General features: G+C 62.8%; 23 protein-coding genes. 10 read left to right on the top strand and 13 right to left on the bottom strand.

The window, feature by feature from the left end:
- The first annotated feature begins 35 nt into the window (after positions 1-35).
- The 6 genes from CUJ91_RS25840 to CUJ91_RS25815 all read left to right on the top strand — a co-directional run bounded on the left by CUJ91_RS25840 (position 36) and on the right by CUJ91_RS25815 (position 6720).
- A complete protein-coding gene (locus CUJ91_RS25840) occupies positions 36-878 on the top strand; it encodes an NAD-dependent epimerase/dehydratase family protein (RefSeq protein ID WP_053860244.1) in 843 nt (280 codons plus the stop codon).
- Positions 875-1816: an SMP-30/gluconolactonase/LRE family protein gene (locus tag CUJ91_RS25835; RefSeq protein ID WP_114157487.1), complete on the top strand. Its 942-nt coding sequence runs from the start codon at positions 875-877 to the stop codon at positions 1814-1816. Before CUJ91_RS25840 ends, CUJ91_RS25835 begins: the two co-directional genes overlap by 4 nt.
- A gap of 671 nt (positions 1817-2487) precedes the next feature.
- On the top strand, positions 2488-3480 hold the full coding sequence (locus CUJ91_RS25830) for a TRAP transporter substrate-binding protein (protein WP_006052334.1): 993 nt from the start codon (positions 2488-2490) through the stop codon (positions 3478-3480).
- A 76-nt stretch (positions 3481-3556) separates the two neighbouring features.
- Positions 3557-4075: a TRAP transporter small permease gene (locus CUJ91_RS25825; RefSeq protein WP_051153951.1), complete on the top strand. Its 519-nt coding sequence runs from the start codon at positions 3557-3559 to the stop codon at positions 4073-4075.
- A 7-nt stretch (positions 4076-4082) separates the two neighbouring features.
- Positions 4083-5435, top strand: a complete 1353-nt coding sequence (locus tag CUJ91_RS25820; protein ID WP_006052332.1) for a TRAP transporter large permease — start codon at positions 4083-4085, stop codon at positions 5433-5435.
- A gap of 79 nt (positions 5436-5514) precedes the next feature.
- Positions 5515-6720, top strand: a complete 1206-nt coding sequence (locus CUJ91_RS25815) for a porin (RefSeq protein ID WP_114157486.1) — start codon at positions 5515-5517, stop codon at positions 6718-6720.
- Positions 6721-6830: 110 nt separating this feature from the next.
- Here CUJ91_RS25815 and CUJ91_RS25810 read toward each other — a convergent pair whose 3' ends face one another.
- The 3 genes from CUJ91_RS25810 to CUJ91_RS25800 are packed head-to-tail and all read right to left on the bottom strand — an operon-like array spanning position 6831 to position 8759.
- Positions 6831-7022, bottom strand: coding sequence for a 4-oxalocrotonate tautomerase (locus CUJ91_RS25810; protein WP_006052330.1), 192 nt, complete (start codon positions 7020-7022; stop codon positions 6831-6833).
- A 59-nt stretch (positions 7023-7081) separates the two neighbouring features.
- Positions 7082-7858, bottom strand: coding sequence for a class II aldolase/adducin family protein (locus tag CUJ91_RS25805; RefSeq protein WP_114157485.1), 777 nt, complete (start codon positions 7856-7858; stop codon positions 7082-7084).
- A gap of 31 nt (positions 7859-7889) precedes the next feature.
- Positions 7890-8759: an urea transporter gene (locus CUJ91_RS25800; RefSeq protein WP_114157484.1), complete on the bottom strand. Its 870-nt coding sequence runs from the start codon at positions 8757-8759 to the stop codon at positions 7890-7892.
- 223 nt (positions 8760-8982) lie between these two features.
- Between CUJ91_RS25800 and CUJ91_RS25795 the strand changes: the two genes are divergently transcribed.
- The gene (locus CUJ91_RS25795; protein WP_107710430.1) at positions 8983-9537 is read left to right on the top strand and encodes a putative glycolipid-binding domain-containing protein; all 555 of its coding nucleotides are present in this window, start codon (positions 8983-8985) and stop codon (positions 9535-9537) included.
- On the opposite strand, the gene CUJ91_RS25790 is transcribed toward CUJ91_RS25795, so the two are convergent.
- From CUJ91_RS25790 to CUJ91_RS25760, 7 genes are all read right to left on the bottom strand, one after another.
- A complete protein-coding gene (locus CUJ91_RS25790) occupies positions 9512-10468 on the bottom strand; it encodes an alpha/beta fold hydrolase (RefSeq protein WP_114157483.1) in 957 nt (318 codons plus the stop codon). The two genes, CUJ91_RS25795 and CUJ91_RS25790, sit on opposite strands and share 26 nt — an antisense overlap.
- The gene (locus CUJ91_RS25785) at positions 10465-11346 is read right to left on the bottom strand and encodes a metal-dependent hydrolase (protein ID WP_114157482.1); all 882 of its coding nucleotides are present in this window, start codon (positions 11344-11346) and stop codon (positions 10465-10467) included. The genes CUJ91_RS25790 and CUJ91_RS25785 overlap by 4 nt, the downstream gene beginning before the upstream one ends.
- A gap of 76 nt (positions 11347-11422) precedes the next feature.
- Complete coding sequence (locus CUJ91_RS25780) at positions 11423-12331, bottom strand: SDR family NAD(P)-dependent oxidoreductase (protein ID WP_107710376.1); 909 nt, start codon at positions 12329-12331, stop codon at positions 11423-11425.
- A 51-nt stretch (positions 12332-12382) separates the two neighbouring features.
- A complete protein-coding gene (locus tag CUJ91_RS25775; protein WP_114157481.1) occupies positions 12383-13990 on the bottom strand; it encodes a flavin-containing monooxygenase in 1608 nt (535 codons plus the stop codon).
- A gap of 172 nt (positions 13991-14162) precedes the next feature.
- Positions 14163-15035 carry a MerR family transcriptional regulator gene (locus tag CUJ91_RS25770; RefSeq protein WP_192700305.1) on the bottom strand — a complete coding sequence of 291 codons (873 nt, stop codon included), beginning with the start codon at positions 15033-15035 and terminating at the stop codon, positions 14163-14165.
- A gap of 38 nt (positions 15036-15073) precedes the next feature.
- Positions 15074-15655 carry a GNAT family N-acetyltransferase gene (locus CUJ91_RS25765; protein WP_114157479.1) on the bottom strand — a complete coding sequence of 194 codons (582 nt, stop codon included), beginning with the start codon at positions 15653-15655 and terminating at the stop codon, positions 15074-15076.
- Between the two features lie 136 nt (positions 15656-15791).
- The gene (locus CUJ91_RS25760) at positions 15792-16679 is read right to left on the bottom strand and encodes a DMT family transporter (RefSeq protein ID WP_029968674.1); all 888 of its coding nucleotides are present in this window, start codon (positions 16677-16679) and stop codon (positions 15792-15794) included.
- A gap of 115 nt (positions 16680-16794) precedes the next feature.
- Here CUJ91_RS25760 and CUJ91_RS25755 point away from each other — a divergent pair, with 115 nt between their 5' ends.
- Positions 16795-18237 (top strand): aminotransferase-like domain-containing protein, encoded by a 1443-nt coding sequence (locus tag CUJ91_RS25755; protein ID WP_114157478.1) that lies wholly within the window; start codon positions 16795-16797, stop codon positions 18235-18237.
- A gap of 40 nt (positions 18238-18277) precedes the next feature.
- Here CUJ91_RS25755 and CUJ91_RS25750 read toward each other — a convergent pair whose 3' ends face one another.
- The 3 genes from CUJ91_RS25750 to CUJ91_RS25740 form a co-directional block, all read right to left on the bottom strand.
- On the bottom strand, positions 18278-19357 hold the full coding sequence (locus tag CUJ91_RS25750; protein ID WP_114157477.1) for a TAXI family TRAP transporter solute-binding subunit: 1080 nt from the start codon (positions 19355-19357) through the stop codon (positions 18278-18280).
- 68 nt (positions 19358-19425) lie between these two features.
- Positions 19426-20472 (bottom strand): hypothetical protein, encoded by a 1047-nt coding sequence (locus tag CUJ91_RS25745; protein ID WP_114157476.1) that lies wholly within the window; start codon positions 20470-20472, stop codon positions 19426-19428.
- A gap of 365 nt (positions 20473-20837) precedes the next feature.
- Entirely contained in the window at positions 20838-22409 is a 1572-nt protein-coding gene (locus CUJ91_RS25740; protein WP_114157475.1) for an MDR family MFS transporter, read from the bottom strand.
- A 73-nt stretch (positions 22410-22482) separates the two neighbouring features.
- Here CUJ91_RS25740 and CUJ91_RS25735 point away from each other — a divergent pair, with 73 nt between their 5' ends.
- Both CUJ91_RS25735 and CUJ91_RS25730 read left to right on the top strand, forming a co-directional pair.
- Positions 22483-23307 (top strand): TetR/AcrR family transcriptional regulator, encoded by an 825-nt coding sequence (locus tag CUJ91_RS25735; RefSeq protein ID WP_167450672.1) that lies wholly within the window; start codon positions 22483-22485, stop codon positions 23305-23307.
- A gap of 352 nt (positions 23308-23659) precedes the next feature.
- Positions 23660-24190 (top strand): response regulator, encoded by a 531-nt coding sequence (locus CUJ91_RS25730; RefSeq protein ID WP_029968684.1) that lies wholly within the window; start codon positions 23660-23662, stop codon positions 24188-24190.
- Positions 24191-24228 lie beyond the last annotated feature (38 nt).

Raw genomic sequence — 24228 nt, 5'->3', positions numbered from 1 at the left:
TTCATTCGCCTCATAGACGGCTCAAACAAAAAGACATGACTGATTCGAATTCCGACCACCCATCCTCGAAAAAACCGTTTCGACGCCTGCTGCTCACCGGCGCGGCAGGCAATCTCGGCAAGCAATTGCGCGGCGCGCTGGCCGCGTGGGCCGACGTGGTGCGCGTGACCGACATCGCGCCGCTCGGCGAGCTGGCTGCGCACGAAGAAGCGTCGATCGTCGACCTCGCCGACGAAGCCGCGGTCCTCGCGCTGCTCGAAGGCGTGGACGCGGTGATTCACCTCGGCGGCATCTCCGTCGAAGCGCCGTTCGCGGATCTGCTCGAAGCGAACATTCGCGGTCTCTACAACCTGTATTCGGCGGCGCAGAAGCAGGGCGTGAAGCGCGTCGTCTACGCAAGCTCGAATCACGCGGTCGGTTTTCATCCTGTGACGGAAGTGCTTGATACGGATGCGCCGTTGCGCCCCGACAGCCTGTATGGCGTGACGAAATGCTTCGGCGAATCGCTGTCGCGCTATTACTTCGACCGCTTCGGGCTCGAGACGGTGTGTCTGCGGATCGGCTCGTCGTTCGAGCAGCCGAAGAACCCGCGCATGCTCGTCACGTATCTGAGCTATCGCGACTTCATCGAACTCGTGCGCTGTTCGCTGTTCACAAATCGCGTTGGCCACGCGATCGTGTACGGCGTGTCGGATAACCGCACCAAGTGGGTCGATAACACCAAAGCGGCGTTTCTCGGTTTCCGTCCGCAGGACAGCTCCGTTCAGTTCGAGCATCTGTTTCCGGTCACCGCGCCGACCGCCGATCTCGACGATCCCACGCAGCGCTTTCAAGGCGGGCCGTTCGTGCTGGCCGGGCCGATGGAGCCGAAGCGATGAGCGCGGCGGGCAATGCTCGCGTCGAACGCGTCGAAGCGGCGGGGCCGACGCCGGCTGCCGTCGGCGAGAGTCCGGTATGGCGCGCGGCGGAACAGGCGCTTTACTGGGTCGATATTCCGGCGCAAAAAATCGTGCGCTTGCGACTCCAAAGCGGCGAGCGGTCTGAATGGCTGTTGCCCGAGAAGGTCGCGTGCATCGCGTTCGATCGTCGCGGCAACGTGCTCGCGGGCTGTGAGACTGGTCTTTTCGCGGTGACGCTGAGCGACGCTTCGGCGCCTCTTGCGACGCAAGCCGAGCCCGTGAAAGTCAGCGGACGCAAGCTCGCCGCGCCGGTCTTCCCGTTCGGCGACATGCGTTTCAACGACGGCCGCTGCGACCGGCAAGGCCGCTTCTGGGCCGGCACGATGGTGCAGGATATGGCGGCCGCCAACCCGGCCGGCGCGCTGTACCGATTTGACGCGGACGGCGTGCTGTCGGCGCCGGTCGTGGACGGACTCATCACGCAGAACGGCCTCGGCTGGTCGCCCGATGGCAGCACGATGTATCTGTCGGACTCGCACCCGCTGCGCAGACAGATATGGGCTTTCGACTACGACGTCGAAACCGGCGAGCCGCGCAACCGCCGCGTGTTCGCGGACCTGAACCACTATGTGGGGCGGCCCGACGGCGCGGCGGTGGATGCCGGCGGCTGCTACTGGATCTGCGCGAACGACGCGGGCGCGCTGCTGCGCTTCACGCCGCAAGGCAAGCTCGACCGGCAGATTAACCTGCCCGCGATCAAACCCGCGATGTGCGCATTCGGCGGCCGCGACCTGGACACGCTGTTCGTCACGTCGATTCGCCCGGCAGCCGGCGCGAGCGAACACGACGGGCATCTGTTCGCGGTGCGTCCCGGCGTCAGCGGCTTGCCCGAGCCGGAATTCGCCGGCGATCTGTAAGCGAAAGAGAGCAGTCGGAAAGAGCGCCGGCGCGGGCAACGCGACCGGCGCTTATTGTTTCACGCGCGTTAATTCATCACTCGTCATACAACATTGTGGCGTCGATACGACGATTTGCGTCGTCGTTTTACGAAAAATCGGCGTTCCGGCCTTCTCCGCTCGCGTGGATCTCCAATCCCGCCGCTGCCGCGCTTATCCATGCTGACAGCGCATCCAGGTCATCTCTACCGGATGCCCGTTTCCTCGGGTAAATACCGTCTGTACAACTCAAACTGCGTTTTATAGACTTCGTATGTCGTCGTACAACGTATAAGCGCAAACAGATTACTTTCTGTACTTTTCGAGATAGCAGCGCACTGCGTGGTACGCGGCGGCTTTGGCGTGCGCGATGGTTCAGAGGTTCACGCCCAGGCATGCCGACGCAGCAGAAGTAAAAGAAGTCGAGTTGTCTGACAGGAGTGCTGATCTTTGTGCCGGGGACGTTGCACGGACAGCACGGCAGGGCGTTCGCCACCGCAGGAGACCGCGGGCGCCGCGCCGGGAGACGCAGCAAAACCATGTCACATCCGAGACTGGCCGTCGTTACGGCAGTTCGCTACCGGCTGTCCGCGAGCGGCTGTTGCAAGCGGCTCTTTGCATCGATTGGATGTCTAATTTTGAGGAATGTCACGATGAATAAGAAGTTTGCCTCTTCCCGTGTTTCGTTGATTGTCGCCGCCTCCGTGCTGGCCTTCGGCGCCATGTCGGCGCAGGCGCGCGTGTTCCGCGTGTCGGACGTGCATGGCGACACGTACCCGACCAACATGGCCGTCAAGTACATGGGCGAGCAGATCAAGAAGGCAACCGACGGCAAGGACTCGGTGAAGGTATTCGGCAACAGCGCACTTGGTTCGGAGAACGATACGATCGATCAGGTGCGCATCGGCGCGCTCGACATGGCGCGCGCGAACGGCGCGGCATTCAACGAGATCGTTCCTGAATCGATGATCCCGTCGCTGCCGTTCCTGTTCCGTGACATCGACCATTTCCGCAAGGTGATGTACGGCCCGGAAGGCCAGAAGATTCTCGACGCGTTCAAAGCGAAGGGCATGATCGCACTGACTTTCTATGAAAGCGGCGCGCGCTCCATCTACACGAAGAAGCCGATTCGCACGCCCGCCGACATGAAGGGCCTGAAAGTGCGCGTGCAACCGTCCGATCTGATGGTCGACGAAATCAGGGCAATGGGCGGCACGCCGACGCCGATGCCGTTCGCCGAAGTCTATACGGGCCTGAAGACGGGTCTCGTCGATGCAGCGGAAAACAATCTGCCGTCGTACGAAGAGACCAAGCACTTCGAAGTCGCGCCGGTCTATTCGGAAACGCAGCACTCGATGACGCCGGAAGTTCTCGTCTTCTCGAAGAAGATCTGGGACACGCTCTCGCCGCAAGAACAGGAAATCATCAAGAAGGCCGCGGCCGATTCCGTGCCGTACTACCAGAAGCTCTGGACAGCACGCGAAAGCGACGCGAGCAAGACCGTGACGAAGGGCGGCGCGCAGATCGTCGCACCGTCGCAGATCGATCGCGCGGCATTCGTCAAGGTGATGCAGCCGGTGTGGGCGAAGTATGAAAAGACCCCGCAAATGAAGCAGCTCGTCGACGAAATCCAGGCAATCAAGTAAGAGTCGCATGGTGTTTTACGCAGCGGGAAAGTCTTGCAGGAAGCTGCGGACTTTCCCGCTGCATGCCGCATGCTGAATGCCGTCGCCGCTGATGTCGGCAGGCAAGAATGGGATCAAGAGATTCATGAAACGCCCAAACGATTTTCTCTTTCGCACGCTAACCGTCATCGCCTCCGTCAGCCTTGCCGCGCTGAGTCTGCTGGTGATCTATGGCGTCGTGATGCGCTATGTATTTAGCGACGCGCCCGATTTCGTCGAACCCATCGCGCTATTGCTCGTAATCGTGATCGCGATGTTCGGCGCCGCGCTCAAAGTTCGCGAAGGCGGCCATATCGGGCTCGATTCGCTCGTGAAGAGCCTGCCGGTGAAAGGCCAACTGATCGCGCACGTGTTCCAGCACTTGTGCCTGATCGCGCTTGCCGTGGCGATCTTCTTCGGCTCTCTGGAGATGGCGGAGACCACGCGGCATGACCACATTCCAATTCTGGGTTTGCCGGAAGCGCTTCGTTATCTGATCCCGGTTATTGCCAGCGTCTGCATCGCGTCGTTCTCAATCGAGAACCTGCTCGCGCTTTTCGCAAAGAAACACAAATAGAACAATCATGGAACTTGCCCTCCTTTCTATCAGTTTCATCGTTTTTCTGGTACTCGGCGTTCCTGTTTCGTTCGCGCTGGGACTCTCGTGCGTGCTGACGTATCTGTACGAGGGACTGCCCGCGGCCACCGCCATGCAGTCGATGGTCTCGGGGATGAATGCGTTTTCATTCCTCGCCGTACCGTTCTTCATCTTCTCCGGCGAGCTGATGCTCCACGGCGGCATCGCCGATCGCATCCTGCGTTTTGCGCAAGCCACCGTCGGTCATTTCCGCGGCGGCCTCGGCATGGCCAATGTGGTCGCGTGCACGTTGTTCGGCGGCGTCTCGGGTTCGCCCACGGCGGACACATCGGCAATGGGCGGCGTCATCATTCCATTGATGAAGCGCGAAGGCTATAGCGCCGCGTACGCCGTCAATGTCACGACGCATTCGTCGCTGGCGGGCGCGCTGATGCCGACGTCGACGAACATGATCATCTACGCATTCGCCGCGCAGGGCATTACAGGAACGCTGAACGGTGTGCCGATGAGCGGCGTGTCGATCGGCGACCTGCTGTTCTCGGGTCTATTGCCGGTGTTGTGGGTGATGGGCTTCGTGCTGATCGCCGCGTACTGGCAAGCGGTGCGCTACGGCTATCCGCGCCGTCCCGACGGTTCGACCGGACTGCAGCGTTTCCCCGGCTGGCTCGCGGTCGCGCGCACGTTCCTTGGCGCATTGCCGGGCCTGATGGTGATCGCGATCATTCTGGTCTGCGTGGCAAAGGGTATTGCTACGGCGACGGAAGCCGCCGCTATTGCAGTCGCTTATTCGCTTGTGCTGACAGTCGTCGTGTATCGCACGATGACGCTGAAGAAGCTCTCTTTCGCCTTGTCGAAAGCCGCGAAAACGACGGGCGTCGTGCTGCTTCTGATTGGCGTATCGAACATGCTGCGCTACCAGATGGCTTATCTGGAGATCCCCGATGCAATCGAGCACATGCTCGACGGCGCAACGAGCATTCCCTGGTTGATGCTGCTGTACATCAACATCATCCAGATCTTCCTCGGCACGTTTGTCGATATGGCGGCGCACATTCTGATCACCACGCCGCTGTTCCTGCCGATGGCGATGCATAGCGGCGTCGGCCCCGTGCAGTTCGGCATCATGATCCTGCTGAATTGCGCATTAGGTCTCGTGCATCCGCCGATCGGCTCAGTGCAGTTCATCGGCTGCGCGATTGGGAATGTGTCGATTGGGGAAACTACCAAGGTGGCGTGGCCTTATTACCTCGCTATCTTCAGCGCCATTAACATTGTGACGTACGTCCCGATGTTCTCCACGTGGTTGCCGAGCCTGATTAATGGACACCCGGTTTTCTGACCGGACATCCCCGATTCACCGGTTGCGCGGTTCAGACAATGACCGGTAGTCAAGAACAATTTTTTAAAGAGGAGCATAAATGAAAAAGGCACTAGCAACCTCCGCCCTTGGCCTGTTCGCCCTTGGCGCACACGCTCAGAGCAGCGTGACGTTGTACGGTATCGTCGATACAGGGATCGGCTACCAAAGCAGCTCGGCGGCGCTCGGCTCGAATTCGGGCGGCCGCTCGGTTGTGAAGATGAACAACGGCATCTGGGCGGGTAGCCGCTTCGGCCTGAAGGGTAGCGAGGATCTGGGCGGCGGCACGAAGGCCATTTTCCAGTTGGAGCAGGGCTTTAACAGCGCAACCGGCGCGCAGAGCGTGAACGGCCTCGGCTTCAGCCGCCAGGCCTGGATCGGCGTGACGAACCCCACGTACGGTACGCTGACGGCTGGCCGTCAGTACACGTCGTACTACACGCTGCTGTCGCCGTACAGCCCGACTACGTGGCTGACGGGCGCTTACGGCGCACACCCGGGCGATCTCGATTCGCTGGATACGATCTATCGCGCGAATAACTCCCTCGTGTACACGTCGCCGAAGATGTACGGTGTGACGGTGAGCGGTTCGTACTCGTTGGGCGGCGTGCCGGGCAGCTTCAACGCCGGCTCGACGTGGAGCGCCGCGGTGCAGTACCTGAACGGTCCGTTCGGTATCGCAGCGGGCTTCCAGCGCATCAACAACTCGACACCTGGCGGTGGTCAGTGGGGCCCCGAGTCGACTACGTCGAATAACGGTGCGACGAGCGGCCCGGGTCTGTCGGGCATCACGAACGGTTACCGCACGGCGCAGGCTCAGCAGCGCTTCGCGGTTACCGGCGGCTACGCGTTCAGCTCGCAATGGGACGTGTCGTTCTCGTACTCGAACGTGCAATACATTCCGGGTGTGAACTCGGGTTTCCGTCATCAGGCGACGTTCAACACGGGTGGCGCAGTGGTGCACTTCAAGCCGATCGGTGCACTCGACTTGGCAGCCGGCTATAGCTACACGCGTGCGACGGAATCGAATGGCATTTCGAGCGCAGCCAGCTATCACCAGTTCAACCTGTCGCAGTACTACAGCCTCTCCAAGCGTACGGGTCTGTATGCGGTGGAAGCGTATCAGCGTGCGAACGGCAAGACGATCGGCAACAACGGCGTGAGCATCATCAACGCGACGGCCGATATCGGCGACGGTCAGAACAGCGCGCCGTCTTCGTCGCGCAGCCAGGTTGCAGGCGGCGTGGGCATCATCCACCGCTTCTAATGGCTCTGGAGTAGCGGCGGCGTGTTGTTACGCCGCCACAGCGGCGCATTTTGTTCATGCGTCGCTGAGTAATAAAACCGCTGCGCGCACCGCGCGCGCAGCGGTTCAATTCAACTCTCGCTGTCGGACCACAAGCGTCCTCCCGTCGCCCAATTTTCGCGCTTCACGTCGGTGAGAATAATGTCCACCGAATTCGGTTCGACGCCGAGCGACTCGCATGTCGCTTTCGTGATTGCTTCGACGAATTGGCGCTTCTGCTCGAGTGAGCGGCCTTCAAACAGTTCGATATGAAACGTGGGCATAATGTATATGGCTCCGTTGATAAAGCGATCGGCGTACTGCGCCGCGTATTCGTTAAGCGCTAATCACGATAGCTCGGATCGAGCCGGTCGAGCTTGCGCAGCAGCGCGGGCCATTCAAGTGTTCCTTCGATTGCGCCGCCATCGTAGAGCTGCTCGGCCGTGCGCGCGGCCACTGCATCGTCGGGCACGACGAGCGGCGCGCCGCATGCCTGCGCCTGCAACTGGATCTCGCAAGCCTTGAGCAACGTCGCCATCAGCACGTACGCTTCGGCGACCGTGCGGCCGACCGTCAGCGTGCCGTGATTGCGCAGCAGCATGGCCGGCTTGTCCGCGAGATGCTCGACGAGGCGCTCGCTCTCAGCGGGTGTGAATGCCAGGCCTTCATAGTCGTGATACGCAAGCTGGCGATAAAAACGCAGCGCGTGTTGCGACGCGGGCAGCAGTCCCGCAGGCTGCGCGGAGACGGCCACGCCCGCCGTATTGTGCAGATGCATCACGCAGAAAGCGTCGGCGCGCGCGGCATGCACGGCCGCATGAATCGCGAAGCCCGTCACGTTCACCGTGTATTCGCTTGCACCGACGATATTGCCGTCGACGTCGATCTTCACGAGATTCGACGCACGCACTTCATCGAATGTGAGGCCGAACGGATTGATCAGGAAGTGGCCCGGCTCGTTCGGCACGCTCGCGGAGATGTGCGTGTAGATGAGATCGTCCCAGCCGTTGAGCGCGACGAGTCGATACGCGGCGGCGAGGTCGACGCGAGTCTGCTGCTCCGCGTCGGAGCGTGGCCCGGATTGCGCGACGCGGCCCTTCGGTACATGAGCGAACGACATATGTTTCTCCTGATGGTGCGTAACGGAGTGCCTACGAGTAGAGCATTAGCGCGCGACGCGGCTTCAGCCATTGCACGCCCCACGTTGCGGCGACGAACGGCGCGGTCAGCACGGGCAAGCCAACGCACGCAGCGCCCGCTTGCAGCAGCGCCGCGAGCGTCACGCCGCCGAGCATCCATACAAGCCCGCATTCGGTCAGCGCCAATGCGGTGAGCGCGCCGTTGAATCCTAGCAGGCCCGCGTTAAACGAGCTTGCCGTCGCGCCCAGCAGCAGATGTTCGGCGCTCGCGAGAGCCGCGCCCGTCAGCACGCAGAGCGCGTGACGCGGAGATGCCGCGGCGATGCCGATCAGCACTAACACGCCGGCCGATGCGCCGCCAGCGAACGCGGTTTGCGCGAGACCAGCGAGCAGGCCGCTGGCGAGGTCGGCGTGCGTGTGCGCCGTTGCGAGCGTCGACGATGACGGCGCGCTTGCGGTCATCGGCAGCCAAAGCCAGGTGACGATCAAACACGGGCTCGAGAAATAGCAGAGGCCACGCAAGCGCAGCCATCGCGACCACGGTGCGAGCAGCCAGGCCGTGCCTGTTGCGGCGAGAATCGCGACGGCGGCAGCGGTCGCGTTGTCGGCGATGAAACTGAACGCGGCGAGTCCGGCCAACGCGCCGTTGAAACCGTAGAGTCCTGCGTGCAGGTCGTCGTCGGAATAGCCGGCCAGCACCGCGCTCACGTTGGCCGCGACCGCGCCGGTCAGCGCCGCGCACGCGAGACGCGGGTCCCACAGCAGCCAGCCGGCCAGCAGACATGCGCCCGTAAAAGCGTTCGCTTGCAGCACGATCTGGCCAAGACTGCGCAGCAGCGTGCGTAGTGCTGCGGAGTGTGCTTCGGTCGCGGCGGCGTGCATGAGTTGTGGATCGATGAGCGTTGGAATCGCGGCGACGTCGCGGACACAGGTGAAACGCGAGCATAGGGCAGTGCTGCCGCTGCGTGCATGCGGGCGCGTTGATAGTCGCTATTTGCAACGCTTCGCATCATGCGGCGATTCGCGCATCGGCGAAAGTAAGACGTTCGCGCTACGATACGAAACGCGGCACGTGCCGCGGTTTTCATCGCGAGGAGGCGATCCAATGCGTGAACTTCGGTGGGCATCGCAAGAGGGCGACGGTATCGAACATCTGACGTTCGACGCGCGCGACGACGGCTTCGAAGTCGAAAGCGTTGTCGTCGGCCAGCGCTATGGCAAGAGCTATGGGCTGCACTACACAGTGCGTTGCGATGTGCAATGGCGCACGCGTCATGCTTGGCTGAAGATTGTCGGCGCGGGAGAACTGGAGTTGCACGGCGACGGCGAGGGCCATTGGCGCGATGGTCACGGCCTTGTGCTGAGCGCGATCGAAGGATGCGTCGACATCGACATCGCAGCCACGCCGTTTACCAACACGCTGCCGATTCGCCGGTTGCAACTCGCGCAAGGCGAGCGCCGGCCTCTGCAAGTTGCCTACATTTCGACGCCGGACCTTCAGGTCACGCGAGTCGAGCAGGCGTATTCGTGTATCGAGCTGAATCGCGAATATCGCTATGAAGGCATTTTCCGCGATTTCACGGCGAATATGAAAGTGGATGACGACGGGCTCGTGATCGACTATCCGACGCTATTCAGTCGCCTGCCGCGCGAGCGTTGAAGGGCGCGTTGAACGACGATGTACCCGAGCCGCCCGGTCGATACAGGTGCCGCGCAACGAAGCGTTCGATGTGCGCGGCGACCACTTGCGGCTCGCGCAACACGACCCAATGGCCTGCGTCAATCTCGATGCGCTCATAGGGACCAAGCCACGCTTCCTGTCCGAGCGACAATTCCGGCCCGACGTAACGATCGCGTAGCGGCACGATGAATTGCACCGGCGCGTGAGCGTGGCGCGCGCGTGGATGCAGCAGCTTGTCGATGAAATTCGCGCGGTAAAGACCGAGGCCGTTGATCGCGTTGCGCAGTTGCGCGGGGTCGCGCGGTGCCCGCACGCGCTCGGTCATGCGCAGCCACAGCGGCCACATGCGTGCGCCGCCAAGGCGCCATACGAGTTCCGGCAGCCACGGCAGATGAAAGAAGAAGATGTACCAGGACCTGATCATTTGTCGGATGCGACCGCGCGGAAATTGTTTTGTCATCCTATGTTTTTCGTCAGCAGCGTTCGCGCCGCGCAAGTCCAGCGACGCGTGATCAAGGCACGGCCCCGAGATGGACGTATACGACGCAATCCGTCCTTTGAATTCCGGACTGGTGACGGCTTCCCAGCTTTGAATCGAGCCCCAGTCGTGACCGACGAGGTGAAACGGCTGCGCACCGCAGGTCGCATCGACGACCGCCGTGAGATCGGCTGCAAGTTGTTCGAGACGATAGCCGCCGCGCGTGGCCGGTGCGCCGGACGCGCCGGCGCCGCGCACGTCGTAGCTGATGACGCGGTAGCGCGCGTCGAGTTGCGCGCGCACCGGTTCCCACACCGCGGCCGAGTCGGGATAGCCGTGCACGAGCACGATGGGCGGCGCCTCTCGCGGTCCGCTGACGTAGACGGCGAGCCGCACGTCGCCGGCATCCACCGACAACGTGTCGCGTATCACGCGGCCGCCTGCATGCCGCGGCGCGCTGAGCGGCGCGTATTCGGCGCGGCTGCGTTGGCGGCATCGACTGCTGCGACGAGGCCGTCGATGCGCGCAAGCTGCGCGCGATTATCGTGGTCCCACGGATGAAAACCCGGCCGGAAAAAACTCAGCCATTCGCCGGCAATCCGCGGAAAAACGCCATGACGTGGCCCATAAAGATACTTCAGCACGCGCCACATGCCGCTCACATGACCGCCGCGTTTTCGATCGGCGATGATCAGACGCACGTGGTAGTCGAACACGATCAGCCAGAACGTGATCGTCGTGGCGAGCATGACGCCCGTGCGCAACAGATAGCGGCCGAGGCCGGGCTTGAGCACTGCATTCCATACGTCGTAGGAAACGGATTTGTGTTCGGTCTCTTCGAGCGCATGCCACGTCCACATCTGCGCGTAGCCTTGAACAGATCCGTCGATGCGCGTCGCGTCCTCGAGCAGCAAACCCGCAAGCATCGCCGTGTAATGCTCGAGGCAAACGGTGACGGCCAACTGATACGAATGCGGCAGCACCTTGCGGCCGAAGTTGAGGATCGCCCACAGCCGCTTGTCGAGTTTATGCGCGGGCAGACCGGCCTGTTGCAACAGGTCGTTGTACTCGACATGCTCGCGCGTATGCATGGCTTCCTGGCCGATAAAGCCGAGCACCTGCTTTTTCAACACGGGGTCGTCGATGTCGTCGCGATAGTGGCGCACGCTGTCCATGAAAAAACGCTCGCCAGCCGGGAACAGCAGCGAAAGGGCGTTGAAGAAGTGCGTGACGTGCGAGCCTTGTCCATGCCAATCGCAGGCACGCTCGGGCGGAAGATTGAAGCGTAAGTCGCGGCGAACGGGCATCATGGCCTTTTCTCCTTGAATTCGTGTGATTCCTCGTGATTCCTTATGAATCTTTCCAATTCCCGAGCGTCGCGCTGCATCACGCGCGCCTGCCGGCGAGCTCCGCCGCGCGCCGTGCGCGTTTCTCCGCGATGCGCTTCATGCGCCGCGTTTGCAGCACGACGAGTGCCTGATAGGCGGCGGGCAGCGTGCGCGCGAGCCAGTCGGCGGCTCGCGCATCGCGGCCGATCAGCACACGCCGCTTGTTCCTGCGCACGCCGTCCAGAATCACGCGCGCGGCTTCGTCGGCGGTGGTGATAAAGAACTTCTCGAAGTCGTCCTTGCCTTGCTGTTCGTTTTCCACCATGAAGCCGATCATATTCGGCGCAATGCGGCTCGACTGCGCAATGCCGGTGCGGATGCCGCCCGGATGCACACACGTCGCCGACACGCCGCATTTCATCAGGTCGAGTTCCTGGCGCAGCGCTTCGGTGAAGCCACGCACCGCGAACTTGGTCGCGTTGTAGCCGCTCATGCCGGGTTGCGAAAAGAGACCGAACACGCTCGACGTATTGACGACGTGACCTTCGCCCGAAGTCTTTAAATAAGGCAGAAACGCCTTCGTGCCGTGCACGACACCCCAGAAGTTGATGCCGACGATCCATTCGAGATCCGCGTACTCCATTCCTTCAATGGTGCTCGACAACGCGACGCCCGCGTTGTTGAACACCAGATTGACGCGCCCATGCTCAGCAGCCGTTTGCGCCGCCCACGCGAACATCGCGTTGCGATCCGACACATCGAATACGGCCGTCGTGATGAGAAGCGGCGCGCCCACGATATGCGGTGCTGCGGCCTGTGCGAGTCGAGCGGTCTCCTCGAGGCTCGTCGCGTTGCGGTCGGCGAGGGCGAGATGGCAACCTTCGCGCGCGAGGCGAATCGCAAGCGAGCGGCCCATGCCCGAACCCGCGCCGGTGATCGCGGCGACCTTGTCGGTGAAGTGCTTCATTGGTTTTATCTCCTGTCCTCTCTGAAGGTGCGTTGTCGTTATTGCGTGTTTTCAGGTCGCTTCCGCCGATGCCGATGCCGTGCCTTGCACATGCGCGCTTTGCGTTGCAGCGGCATGTGCGCTCACGTTCACGTTGACGCTCTGAGGCGCGGGCGAATAGGCGAAGTAATCGGCCATGCTGAACGTGCTGGTGGCTTTGCGGAATTTGTATGCGAAGCCGGGCCACAGGGTCGTGTTCTTCCCGGTTCTCGGGTCCAGATACCAGCTCTTGCAGCCGCCCGTCGACCAGATCGCGCGGCCGAGCTGCTGCTGAATCTGTTCGTTGTACGCGCGCTCCACGTGCGGACGCACTTCGATCGCCGCTGCGCCTTCGTTCTGCATCGCCTTCAACGCACGCAGAATGTATTCGACCTGCGACTCGATCATGAACACCATCGAGTTGTGACCGAGGCCGGTGTTCGGACCCACGATCATGAAAAAGTTCGGATAGCCAGGCAATGTCGTACCCAGGTACGCATGCGCGCCGTCTCTCCATGTATCGACGATGTCGACGCCGCCGCGTCCGCGCACCACGCCTCGGGCAAACGGATCGGCAACCTGAAAGCCCGTGCCGAAGATCAGGCAGTCGGCCGGATGACGCACGCCGTCGCTCGTGATGACGGCGTCTTCGTCGATGCGCTCAATCGCGCTCGTCGTCACCGACACATTTGCTCGCGACAGGGCGGGGAAGTAGTCGTTCGAAATGAGGATGCGCTTGCAGCCCATCGTGTAATCCGGCGTGAGCGTCGCGCGTAATTGCGGGTCGCGCACCTGGCGGCGCAAATGCCGCTCGGCGACTTTCTGCGCGGTCTTCATCAGCGACGGATGAACCGCGAACCCCAGCGCACGCGATTCGAGCATGCAGTACAGCGCCGAGCGCATGACCTTCTGCGTGAACGGCAGATGTTTGAAAAGCCACTGCTCGATGGGCCGCACGGCGCGGTCGGCCTTCGGCATGATCCACGGCGGCGTGCGCTGAAACAGATCGAGATGCGCGACGCGCGGCGCGATTTGCGGCACGAACTGGATCGCGCTTGCGCCCGTGCCGATCACGGCGACGCGTTTGCCTTCGAGCGGGTAGCCGTGGTCCCAATGCTGCGAGTGAAACGCGCGGCCCTTGAACGTCTCGATGCCGGGAATGTTCGGCGTCGACGCGCGCGAGAGTCCGCCCATCGCCGAAATCAGCACGCGCGCCGACCACTGCTGTCCGTTGGCGAAGCGCAGATGCCAGCGGCGGCGCGTGTCGTCGTAGATGGCGCTCGTCAGTTCATGGCCGAAACGCAGATGACGCTCGACTCCAAAGCGCCGCACACAGTCGTCCAGGTACGCGCGGATTTCCGGTTGCCGCGCGAACATACGCGACCAGCGAGGATTCGGCGCGAACGAAAAGGAGTACACGTGCGATTGCACGTCGCATGCACAGCCGGGGTAGTGGTTGTCGCGCCATGTGCCGCCGACCGAATCGGCTTTTTCGGCGACGAGAAAATCGGTCAAGCCCGATTGCCGCAAGCGGATCGCCATGCCGAGGCCCGCGAAACCCGTCCCGATAATGGCGATGTCGGTCTCGGCAGGCGCGGACGGGTGGTCCGCCGTGACGTCGTGGGGCATTCGTGCGTTCATCCCGTCGTCTCCCTTTTACGCTCATAACTGTTACATTGAGTGATGTAACGATAGGATGTGGAGACGGACGATGCAAGAGGGCGGCTAGACGCCCGACTCTAGGAAGTGGTGAAACGGCGGTGGCGCAATGACGCGATGGTCGTTGCGGCGCAAAGCTCGCGCATCGGCTGACTTACTGTTTGCGCGTTTTCTTTGTGCCCGTCGGGCGCGCGATGCTCGGCTTCGCGCCGGATTCACCGAGTTTCTTCGCCATGATCGCGGCGACGCGATCGCCGAGATAATCGCCGGACGCTTCTTCCAGCGCACGATTCATCTCGCTTTCGACGAGCACCATCGCGAGCGGCCGCACGCGCCAGATTGCGTCGACGAGCGCGGGCACGTCGGCGGGCGGCGGAAGCGCGTCGGGATCGTAGCGGTCGAGTTGACGCACGACCAGATCCACCAGGGCCTTCGCGACCACGCTGAAATGCGGACGCACCGCGCCGACGGCCTCGAGCAGATCGGCGAGCGGAATGCCTTCTTTCGCGAGCGTCGCCCCGGCTGCGAGCGCAGTGGGGCTCGCCGACACGAACGAGAGGCCGTCGCGTTCCAGCAGGCCGAGATCGACCGCCTTGGCAAGCGCCGCCGGCGAAGCCTTGTCGCCGAACATCTGCAGCAACTCGATCAACGAATATTTCCGCGGATGCTCGCGCGACCAGCGTCCGCCGATCGCGGTTTCGAGGCCGAGAATCGAGCGAAGATCGTGTCCTTCGTCGACGGCCTTGATCAGATCCTGGATGTTCGCGAGCGTGTAGCCGCGCGCGAGCAGATGATTGATGAGCTTCAAACGCGACACATGCGTGTCGTCGTACACGCCGACCCGGCCGCGCTTCTCAGGCGGCGCGAGAAGCCCGCGGTCCTGATACGCGCGCACGTTGCGCACGGTCGTGTCGCTCACGCGCGCGAGTTCGTCGACGGTGTATTCGTTGCGCGGCGCGGCACTCGCGGGCATGTTGGCGGGCTGTTGCGGGGCGTCGGGCGCGGGTGACGGAGGCGGTTTTGGCATGCCCGCGATTTTACCGCGCTGCGCGGAAGGCGAACCGGCTACGTTTGCTGATCGGGTGGCGTCGTGGCGCCCGCGCCCAACGTCCTTTGCATCAACGTGCTGTCGAGCCAGCGGCCATGTTTGAAACCGACTGCCTTCAACGTGCCGATCAGCTCAAAACCCAGTTGCTGATGCAGCGACAGCGAGCCGCCGCTGCCGCCGTCCGCGATGACGGCGACCATCTGGCGCCAGGGTCCGGCTTCGCATCGTTCGATCAGCGCCTGCAGCAGCACGCGGCCGAGGCCGCGTCCGCGATAGGCGTCGCTCACGTAGATCGAATCTTCGATGGTGTTGCGATACGCGGCGCGCGGGCGGTACGGCGTCGCGTAGCAATAGCCCGCAACTTCGCCGTCGATCTCGGCGACCATGTACGGCAATCCGTGGTTGCGCACGGACGCGAGACGCGCGCGCAGTTCGTCGACGGAAGGCGGGACTTCCTCGAACGACGCGACGCCGGTCAGTACATGGTGCGCGTAAATGGCCTGAATCGCGGGCAAGTCGGCTTCTGTCGCGTCGCGGATCAATGGGGCGCTCGATGCAGCGGTCGATGCCGAAGCGGAGGCGGGGAGGGTTGTACTCATAACGTATTCCAGGAGCGGCCTTGCATAGCGCTTACGGTCTGTCGTGCCGGTTCTTCCGACGATACGTTTTACTATGCCCGCCGCGCCGCCAAATTCAAAGCCGTTCAAAAATCGTAGTACGCGAACACCGCGCGGCTCACGCCGTGCGCCGTGCAGGCGGCGCCTTCGAAAAGCGCCGCGCGCCGGCCACGCACGCGACCACCGCGACGGTCACGGCGATCATCGAGGGCGGCACCTGTTCATGCAGCAGAAGCCCCGCGAGCAGCAGTCCGAAGAACGGCTGCAGCAATTGCAGTTGGCCGACTCCCGCGATGCCGCCAAGCGCGAGGCCGCGATACCAGAACACGAAGCCGATCAGCATGCTGAACAGCGACACGTACGCGAGGCCCCAGAGCGCCGCATGGCTGACGCCCTCGAACGACGCGGGTCGGGTCCACCAAGCAAGCGGAAGCATCAGCGGAAGCGACAGCACCAGCGCCCACGAAATGACCTGCCAGCCGCCGAGGTGCCGCGATAGCCGCGCGCCTTCCGCATAACCGAGCCCGCACGCGACGATCGCCGCGAGCATCAGCGCATCGCCGACCGGAGACGCGTCGATGCCGTGGCGCATCGCGAACGCGACCACTGCGCCGCTGCCGAGCGCGGAAAACAGCCAGAACGCCGCTTGCGGACGCTCGCCGCCGCGCAGCACGCCGAAGATCGCGGTGGCAAGCGGCAGCAACCCGACGAATACGATTGCGTGCGCCGAGCTGACGTGCCGCAGCGCAAGCGCGGTCAAAAGCGGAAAGCCGACCACGACGCCGAGCGCGACCACCACGAGCGGAATCACGTCGCGGCGCGCGGGACGCGCCTCGCGAAAGAGGAGCAGCAGCGCGAGACCGAGCGTGCCTGCAATGGTTGCGCGCGCGACCGTCAGAAACACAGGGTCGAGCCCTTGCACGGCAATGCGCGTGGCCGGCAGCGAGCCGCTGAAGATCAACACGCCTATGAACCCGCTCAGCCAGCCGTTCGTCGTCTTGTCCATTCGAAAAGTCCGTGCGCAATGAAATGAAGCCTATAGCATCCGCTCCCGGCATGAAAACGTTAAGCTACGGATCAGTACAATTCATGCAAACTGTACCGACGAAGGAGCAGTACGGATGGGCGATAGTGGACAGAACGCCGACGGCGAAAAGCCGCAAGGCACGCGGGTTGGCATCGTCATGGACAATCTGCGTGAACGCATTGCCAGCCGCTCGCTGATGCCAGGCGCACGCGTGCCGTCGATCCGCGTGATGACGGACGCGCTCGGCGTGTCGAAGTCGACGGTGGTCGAGGCCTATGACCGGCTCGTTGCCGAAGGCGTGATCGTCGCGCGGCGCGGCTCGGGATTTTTCGTGTCGGGCCACGCGCCGCCGCTCGCGCTCGCCGATCTCGGGCCGCGTCTCGATCGCGAGGTCGACCCGCTGTGGCTCACGCGCCAGTCGTTGCAATCGGACTCAAAGGTGCTCAAGCCGGGTTGCGGCTGGATGCCGGCGTCGTGGCTGCCCGAGGACGGCGTGCGCCGCGCGTTGCGAGCGATAGCGCGCGATCCGCAGTCGCCGCTCGCCGATTACGCGAATCCGTACGGTCTGCCCGCGTTGCGTCAGCAACTCGCGTGGCGGCTCGCGCAGCACGGCGTCGACACGCCGCCCGAGCAGATCGTGCTGACCGACGGCGGCACGCATGCGCTCGACCTCGTGTGCCGCTTTCTGCTCGAACCGGGCGACACGGTGTTGATCGACGACCCGTGCTATTTCAACTTTCAGGCGCTGCTGCGGGCGCATCGCGCGCGTATCGTCGGCGTGCCTTACACGCCGTCCGGGCCGGATCTCACGGCCTTCGAGCGGGCGCTGATTACGCACCGTCCGCGGCTTTATGTGACCAATTCCGCGATTCATAACCCGACCGGCGCCACGCTCGCGCCGGCGATCGCACATCGGCTGCTCAAGCTTGCGGGCGAGCACGATCTGATCGTGGTGGAGGACGATATCTTCGCCGACTTCGAAGACGAAGCCGCGCCGCGTCTCGCGGCCTTCGACGGGCTCACGCGCGTGGTGTCGATCGGCAGCTTTTCGAAAACCCTCTCAGCGGCGGCGCGTTGCGGTTATATCGCTGCGCGCGGCGAGTGGATCGAGCCGCTGATCGACCTGAAGCTCGCCACGACGTTCGGCAACGGGCAGCTTACGGCGAGCGTCGTGCATCGATTGCTGGTGGATGGGACGTACCGGCGTCATCTCGAGTCGATGCGCGCGAAGCTCGCGGACGCGATGGGCGAGACCATGCGCCGCCTCGGCTACGCCGGCCTCGATGTGTGGACGCGGCCGCGCGCGGGCATGTTCGTCTGGGCGCGTCTGCCCGATTCGCTCGACGCCGCCGACGTCGCGCGTCATGCGTTAGGCGCCAATGTCGTGTTCGCGCCGGGCAATGTGTTTAGCGTCTCGCAGTCGGCTGGCGGCTATTTGCGCTTTAACGTATCGCAATGCAATCGGCCGAAAGTGTATGAAACCTTGCAGCGGGCGATGGAAAGCGCGGCCACGCGCGGCGAGCGCGAGCGGGCGTGACGGTGCATGAGGGCGCCTGTTTGCTCGCCCCCAATTCAATTCATTTGCACAGCAAAAGCAACCGCTCCTGGTTCGTACACGTGCTGCGCGGTTTTTGCGCGACCTGCGCGGCGGCAGCCGCCGCGTTGACGCTCGCGGTTCTGTTGGCGAGGCACGCACGCAGATGCTTCTCGACCGGCGGGTAATACTTCCAGCCGCGTACGAGCGTCGGCAACTCGAGCTTCACCTGTTTCCACTTCGGATGCCCGTGTTCCTGCAGGTTATCGAAGTTCGCGCACAGCGAGTCGGCAAAGTGATTCAGGTTGCCGACGGTATCGCGCAAGCCGTAGTCGTAAGTGACGAGGAAAGCCTTGACCGTCAGCGTCGGAACGTCTTCCTTCAGCCAGTTCGGATAGCTGGTTGCGCGGATCGTCGCCGGAAAATAGGTTTGCTTCGCGCGGGTCGTTTCCGGTGCTGCTGAATCGGCCTTTAGCAGACGGATTTGCTGCAACAGTTCCGGGTTCATGTCGTTGAACAGTTTCGCAGGCTGCCCGACGACGATGATGGCGACGTCCACTTTTTTCACGATCAGTGCGGCGAGTGCGTCCTCGTTGCTCAGATGCTGGACGTTCTGCTCGGGAATCGGCTGGCCGAACATCAGGCGATACAGCGTGGTCGCCGACTGCGCGGTGCCGCTGCCGAGCAGGCCGACGCTGATGGTTTTGTCCTTGATGTCGCTTAGCGTTTTGAGCGGCGAATCCGCGCGCACCACGACGTTTATCTCTTCGTCATAAAGCGGCATGATGAGACGCAGCGGACGAATCGCGGTACCGGCATCGGGATTGCCGGAGTTGGCCATGTCGATGTACGCCTGATACACGTCGGACTGCACGAGAGCGAGCTTGACCCCCGGCTCATAGCGCATGCGCTGCACGTTCTCGGCCGAGCCCTTGGACGCGACCACGGCGAGGTCGATGCCGACGGGTTGCGCGACCCATTTGGACAGGTCCTGACCGATCTGGATATACGTGCCCCGTTCCGGGCCGGTAACGATCTTGTAGTGCGCGGGTTCGGCACTGATCAGCGAAGATGCGAGGAGCAACGCCGCTCCGAGCCATCCCGTCAAAAGTTTATGTAGCATGGTTCGCACCTATCGGTCAGTTGGCACAACCTCGTCCGTTCGATTCGGCATCCGAAATATCTGTTTGATTAGTTGGTAGTCTGACGGACGGTTTTTGCACTGGACGTCGTCTGCGAGTTGAGCGGCGCCCAGCCCGTTTCGCGGATCACGCGCTCGAGGATCGTTTTCGCGGCGTCGCTGCCGGTGTCCAGCGCGAGCGCCTCGTCTGAATGCTCGCGCGCGCAGGGCCACGACTGCTGATCGGCGCACATTTGCGCGGCGAGCAATGCAGCGTCGCGGCGCGCCGTCAACGGCTTCAATCGCGCGGCGAGAGTCTGCGCCTCGCTGCTGTCCGGTTGCAGCAATTGCACCGCGGCCAGAGCGGCTTGCGCCGCGCTGAGATCGTTCGCGGCGACTGCGGTCCGCGCTGCCTGCAACGCCTGGCCGGCATCGCGGAATTGCGGCGTGGCCGGTTTCGTTGAAGGTATCGCGATCGGCACGGCGGCCGGCAACGCCTGCGTGGTGCTTCGTATGGCGCCGGCGCTGATCGGTTTGCCAGGCACGGCGCCAACACCCGTGTTGGCCGCCTGATCCGGCGAGTATCGTGCGATGGTGCCCGTCGCGGTCCTCGCATCCTGCGCGGATTCCAAAGCCTGGTCGCCGTTGCCATGCAGCTCGCGGCTCTCGCTCAATAGCGCATAGCCGACATACGCCAGGCCCGCGGCGACAACGGCCACGCTCGCCACCACCACGTGCCGCACACGCAGACCGGCGCGCTGCACCACCTCGCCGGTTTCGGTGACGGGCAGCAACGAAGTATCCGGCGCGACGAGCGGCGAAGGCGCCGTTTGAAGACTGGCCACCGGCGCGAAATTCAATCCGGCATGTAGTGCGCCGCCGGGGAAGTCGGGCTCGCTGAATGTCGGCACGGTGAAGCTGTCGTGCAACGTCGACATGTTCAGTGTATTCAACGTTTTCGGCCTGCTTTCATGCAACGCGTTGCGGGTAGACGCGTCGTCATCGAGCGGATGAAAAGCGCCGCAATACGGGCAGTGTTCGAGTTGCCGGTAGAGGGCGCCGCCACATCGGTTGCAGGGCGTCGGAAATTGATGGCCAGCTAAGGTTTGAGTGGACATGCTATGGCTCCACCTGTGGAAAACAATGCCGTTACGGCATGCTCCCGATCGCGTTTGAGGCGGGGTCGGCGTCCGCGGAAACCACGATCTACATGCGCCAGAGAGTCCGGGCATGCACGAAGAGAACGTTGCATGCCGTCGTTTTCAATATGTGGCGTTTCGAGACGCGCGTCAATGGACGATCGACCCTATGTTATGTGCGCTACCGCACATTACCAGGTAGGACGAATGATCGTGCATGTGAGGAAGACGAGCGCGCGCCGCTTTTTTTATGCTATTGGCGCGCCGCTCGAAGATGAATTTCGGGCGCTTGCAACTAACGTTGGCATGAAGCGACCGACAGAGAAGAAGCGCAATGCGATTACTTACTGCTTGCGCAGCGGATGATCTTTCAGCAGCCACGCGCATGCGAACGCAAGCAGCACCACGCACGCCGCTGACAGATACACCATATGCAGCGCGCCTGCGAATGCCTGCAGATAGTCGGCGCGCAATGCGTCGGGCAACTGGTGAATCGCCGCGGGTCCGAGTGCGTGGGGCAATTGGGTGTCCGGTGGAATCAGCTTTTCGAGCCGCGCGGCAAGGCCGTTTGAAAACACGGCGCCGAACGCCGCGACGCCGACCGAGCCGCCGATCGAACGAAACAACGTCGCGCCCGATGTGGCCACGCCCACATGTTTGAACTCCACCGTGTTTTGCACGGCGAGAATCAGCACCTGCATCACCATGCCGAGACCGCAACCGAGAATGCCCATGTCGAGATACATCACATGAATCGGCGTGTCGATCTGCAGGCGCGCGAGCAGCAACATCGCGACTGAGACCAGCAGCGTGCCGGCAATCGGGAACATGCGATAACGGCCAATTTTGCTGATCGTGCGGCCAGTCACCATCGACATGACGAAGAGGCCGCCCATCATCGGCAGCATCTGCATGCCGGCTTCTGTCGGCGTGGAGTTCTTCACCACTTGCAGATAAAGCGGCAGGAACGTGACGGCGCCGAACATCGACACGCCGACGATAAAACCGATCAGACTGCTCACGACGAACGTGCGCTGCCTGAACAGTTCGAGCGGCATGATCGGTTCGACGGCGGTGCGCTCCTCGTGGATGAAACCCCAGATCGCGACGAGCCCCATCCCGAGCGTGAACCAGAGTTCCGGCGACGACCACGGCAACGTCGTGCCGCCCTCGCTCGTGAACAGGATGATGCAGGTCAGCGCGCCCGCGAGAAACGCGGCGCCCATGTAGTCGATGATGTGCTTGACGTGACGCACGTGCGGCTTGAACACTGCGCCGATCACCGCGAGCGCGACAATGCCGAGTGGCAGGTTGATGTAGAAAATCCAGCGCCATGTGAGGTGTTCGACGAGAAAGCCGCCGAGCAACGGCCCGACCACGGTTGCAAGACCGAACACGCCGCCGAACACGCCTTGATAGCGGCCGCGCTCGGCCGGCGGAATCACATCTGCGATAGCGGCCATCGTCACGACGAGCAGGCCGCCGCCGCCGAGTCCTTGCAACGCGCGCAACACGATGAGCTGCGTCATGTCCTGAGCGATGCCGCACAACGCGGAGCCCACGAGAAAGAGTCCGATGGCGGTTTGCAGCACGATCTTGCGGCCGAACAGATCGCCGAGCTTGCCGTAGAGCGGCACGACGATAGTCGAGCTGAGCAGATAAGCCGTCACGACCCACGACAGATTATTGAGCCCGCCCAATTCGCCGACGATGGTCGGCAACGCCGTCGACACGATGGTCTGGTCGAGCGCCGCAAGCAGCATGACGAGCAGCAGCGCGGGGAACAGCAGGCGAATCGGCGGATGGCCGGCGGCATGCGCGTCCGCCTGATTTTCCGTCTGCCTGTCTTGCGGCGAAGCGGCGTGCGGCTCAGCGTTCAGCACGCGCTCGGGTTGTGTGATAGTGGACTCTTGCATGGGGGCGTATTGAAATTAATTAATGCAGAAATTAATATATGCGACATCCGGTCGCGCGTCAAACACGAGAGCAATGAAAAGGACTTCGTCGGTGGGCAAGAAGATGAGCAGTGGGAAGGCGGGCGCGAGTAGCGCGGGCGCGGGCAGAGTGCGCAAGAGCGCTACGCGCGGTGCGGGCGTCGCAGGCGGTGCTGTGCGCGGTGCTGCGGCAAAGGCAGCGACGGCCGCGCCGGCAGCCGCGCCGCAAGACGTTGCCGTGCGACGGCCCGGCCGGCCTTCGGGCGCGGCGCGCGGAGCACAGCAGCGCGACCGTCTGCTCGACGCGGCGCTCGAGCTGTTCGCGCGCCAGGGCATCGTCGATACGACGCTCGGCGAGATCGCCCGCGAGGCCGGTTTCACGCCGGCGATGATGCATTACTACTTCAAGACGCGCGAGCAACTGCTCGACGTGCTGATCGACGAACGTATCGGACCGTTGCGCGCGGGTCTCGGCGTGCCATTCCAGGAGCATGCCGACGATCCCGTCGCGGCCATCACGCAGCTTGCGCAGCGGATGGTGCGGGGGGCGGTGGAGCATCCGTGGTTTCCGTCGTTATGGGTGCGCGAAGTCATCAGCGATAGCGGTTTGTTGCGGCAGCGCATGCACGAGCGTTTCGGCGACGCCAACCAGAAGATGTCGCTTGCCGCCATCGAACGATGGCAGAAAGAAGGGCTTCTGAATGCGGCGCTTGAACCGTCGTTGATGTTCGTCACATTGCTCGGGCTGACGGTCCTGCCGCTCGCCACGTCGAAGCTGTGGCGCAACGATCCGAAGCGCCGCCAGGTCGGCGGCGAAGAAATCGCGCGCCACGCGGTCGCGCTGCTCACCCAGGGGATTGGTCCGAAGAAAGCTCAGTGAGCTGATTAAAAGCGATAACGCGCAACCGGTCCGCGCGCGTTATGTCGCGCCGATGCGCGGCACATAACGTGCTACCGATGGGATGAACGCGAACGCTGCGCAACGGGGCTGCGGGCATCGCACAAAAATCTGCGGAAAGACGAAAAGAAGTCGCGGCGGCGAGCTACGTGCGGAGCATCGCACGCGCTGTCGCGGGAATCGGGTGCCGGCACCGGTTGTCCTCGCAAGGACTCCGGGAGCCGTTTTTTCATTGGCGTGCAATTTTGGCGCGTTATGGTGCGCGCGTTGCAGGGACCCTTGTTTACAATCGTGCGCTTTCCTGCAACTCGGCACCTGAAATCGAGTCGGAACCATGAACAGCAACATCGCGGCCGCACAAAACGGCGGCAAGCAGCAAAACCAGCATAGTCAGCAGGGCGACACGTTGGCCAAGCCTGACGGCCTAACCGGATTTTTAGAGCAACAACAGAAGATGAACGGAGCATTGAGACTCGATCAGGCCACGATCGTGCTCGTAGAAGACGACCCGGACAGCCGGGAGTCGCTGACCCTGCTACTCGAAGCGGAAGGGGCAAACGTCGTTGCAGTGGCGGATGCCGAAGAGGGCGTCGAAGCGGCCGTCCGGCTGCTGCCCGACGCGGTTGTATGCGACCTCGAACTTCCCGCCATGGACGGCTTCTACCTGATCCAGCGTCTGCGTGATCACGAGATTCGCGGAGATCATGCGCCGTCGGTGGCGGTTGCGCTGACAGGCCATACGGATGACGCTTACCGTCTGCGAAGTATCGGCGAGGGTTTCCAGCATTTCATGACGAAACCTGCGTTGCCGGAAGATCTGGTGACGCTGCTGCACGACGCGATTGGCGCGCGTGCGGCGCGTTGAGTAGGTGAATTAACACGCCGCCCTGGCACGCCGCCCTG

The organism is Paraburkholderia graminis, assembly GCF_003330785.1.
GTDB lineage: Bacteria > Pseudomonadota > Gammaproteobacteria > Burkholderiales > Burkholderiaceae > Paraburkholderia > Paraburkholderia graminis.
This window is presented reverse-complemented; position numbering and strand designations above follow the sequence as displayed.

Excerpts from the sequence above, each read along its gene's own strand:
- CUJ91_RS25840 (WP_053860244.1), top strand. The coding sequence starts at position 36 with ATGACTGATTCGAATTCCGACCACCCATCCTCGAAAAAACCGTTTCGA.
- CUJ91_RS25835 (WP_114157487.1), top strand. The coding sequence starts at position 875 with ATGAGCGCGGCGGGCAATGCTCGCGTCGAACGCGTCGAAGCGGCGGGG.
- CUJ91_RS25830 (WP_006052334.1), top strand. The coding sequence starts at position 2,488 with ATGAATAAGAAGTTTGCCTCTTCCCGTGTTTCGTTGATTGTCGCCGCC.
- CUJ91_RS25825 (WP_051153951.1), top strand. The coding sequence starts at position 3,557 with ATGCCGTCGCCGCTGATGTCGGCAGGCAAGAATGGGATCAAGAGATTC.
- CUJ91_RS25820 (WP_006052332.1), top strand. The coding sequence starts at position 4,083 with ATGGAACTTGCCCTCCTTTCTATCAGTTTCATCGTTTTTCTGGTACTC.
- CUJ91_RS25815 (WP_114157486.1), top strand. The coding sequence starts at position 5,515 with ATGAAAAAGGCACTAGCAACCTCCGCCCTTGGCCTGTTCGCCCTTGGC.
- CUJ91_RS25810 (WP_006052330.1), bottom strand. The coding sequence starts at position 7,022 with ATGCCCACGTTTCATATCGAACTGTTTGAAGGCCGCTCACTCGAGCAG.
- CUJ91_RS25805 (WP_114157485.1), bottom strand. The coding sequence starts at position 7,858 with ATGTCGTTCGCTCATGTACCGAAGGGCCGCGTCGCGCAATCCGGGCCA.
- CUJ91_RS25800 (WP_114157484.1), bottom strand. The coding sequence starts at position 8,759 with ATGCACGCCGCCGCGACCGAAGCACACTCCGCAGCACTACGCACGCTG.
- CUJ91_RS25795 (WP_107710430.1), top strand. The coding sequence starts at position 8,983 with ATGCGTGAACTTCGGTGGGCATCGCAAGAGGGCGACGGTATCGAACAT.
- CUJ91_RS25785 (WP_114157482.1), bottom strand. The coding sequence starts at position 11,346 with ATGATGCCCGTTCGCCGCGACTTACGCTTCAATCTTCCGCCCGAGCGT.
- CUJ91_RS25780 (WP_107710376.1), bottom strand. The coding sequence starts at position 12,331 with ATGAAGCACTTCACCGACAAGGTCGCCGCGATCACCGGCGCGGGTTCG.
- CUJ91_RS25775 (WP_114157481.1), bottom strand. The coding sequence starts at position 13,990 with ATGAACGCACGAATGCCCCACGACGTCACGGCGGACCACCCGTCCGCG.
- CUJ91_RS25770 (WP_192700305.1), bottom strand. The coding sequence starts at position 15,035 with ATGCCAAAACCGCCTCCGTCACCCGCGCCCGACGCCCCGCAACAGCCC.
- CUJ91_RS25765 (WP_114157479.1), bottom strand. The coding sequence starts at position 15,655 with ATGAGTACAACCCTCCCCGCCTCCGCTTCGGCATCGACCGCTGCATCG.
- CUJ91_RS25760 (WP_029968674.1), bottom strand. The coding sequence starts at position 16,679 with ATGGACAAGACGACGAACGGCTGGCTGAGCGGGTTCATAGGCGTGTTG.
- CUJ91_RS25755 (WP_114157478.1), top strand. The coding sequence starts at position 16,795 with ATGGGCGATAGTGGACAGAACGCCGACGGCGAAAAGCCGCAAGGCACG.
- CUJ91_RS25750 (WP_114157477.1), bottom strand. The coding sequence starts at position 19,357 with ATGCTACATAAACTTTTGACGGGATGGCTCGGAGCGGCGTTGCTCCTC.
- CUJ91_RS25745 (WP_114157476.1), bottom strand. The coding sequence starts at position 20,472 with ATGTCCACTCAAACCTTAGCTGGCCATCAATTTCCGACGCCCTGCAAC.
- CUJ91_RS25740 (WP_114157475.1), bottom strand. The coding sequence starts at position 22,409 with ATGCAAGAGTCCACTATCACACAACCCGAGCGCGTGCTGAACGCTGAG.
- CUJ91_RS25735 (WP_167450672.1), top strand. The coding sequence starts at position 22,483 with ATGAAAAGGACTTCGTCGGTGGGCAAGAAGATGAGCAGTGGGAAGGCG.
- CUJ91_RS25730 (WP_029968684.1), top strand. The coding sequence starts at position 23,660 with ATGAACAGCAACATCGCGGCCGCACAAAACGGCGGCAAGCAGCAAAAC.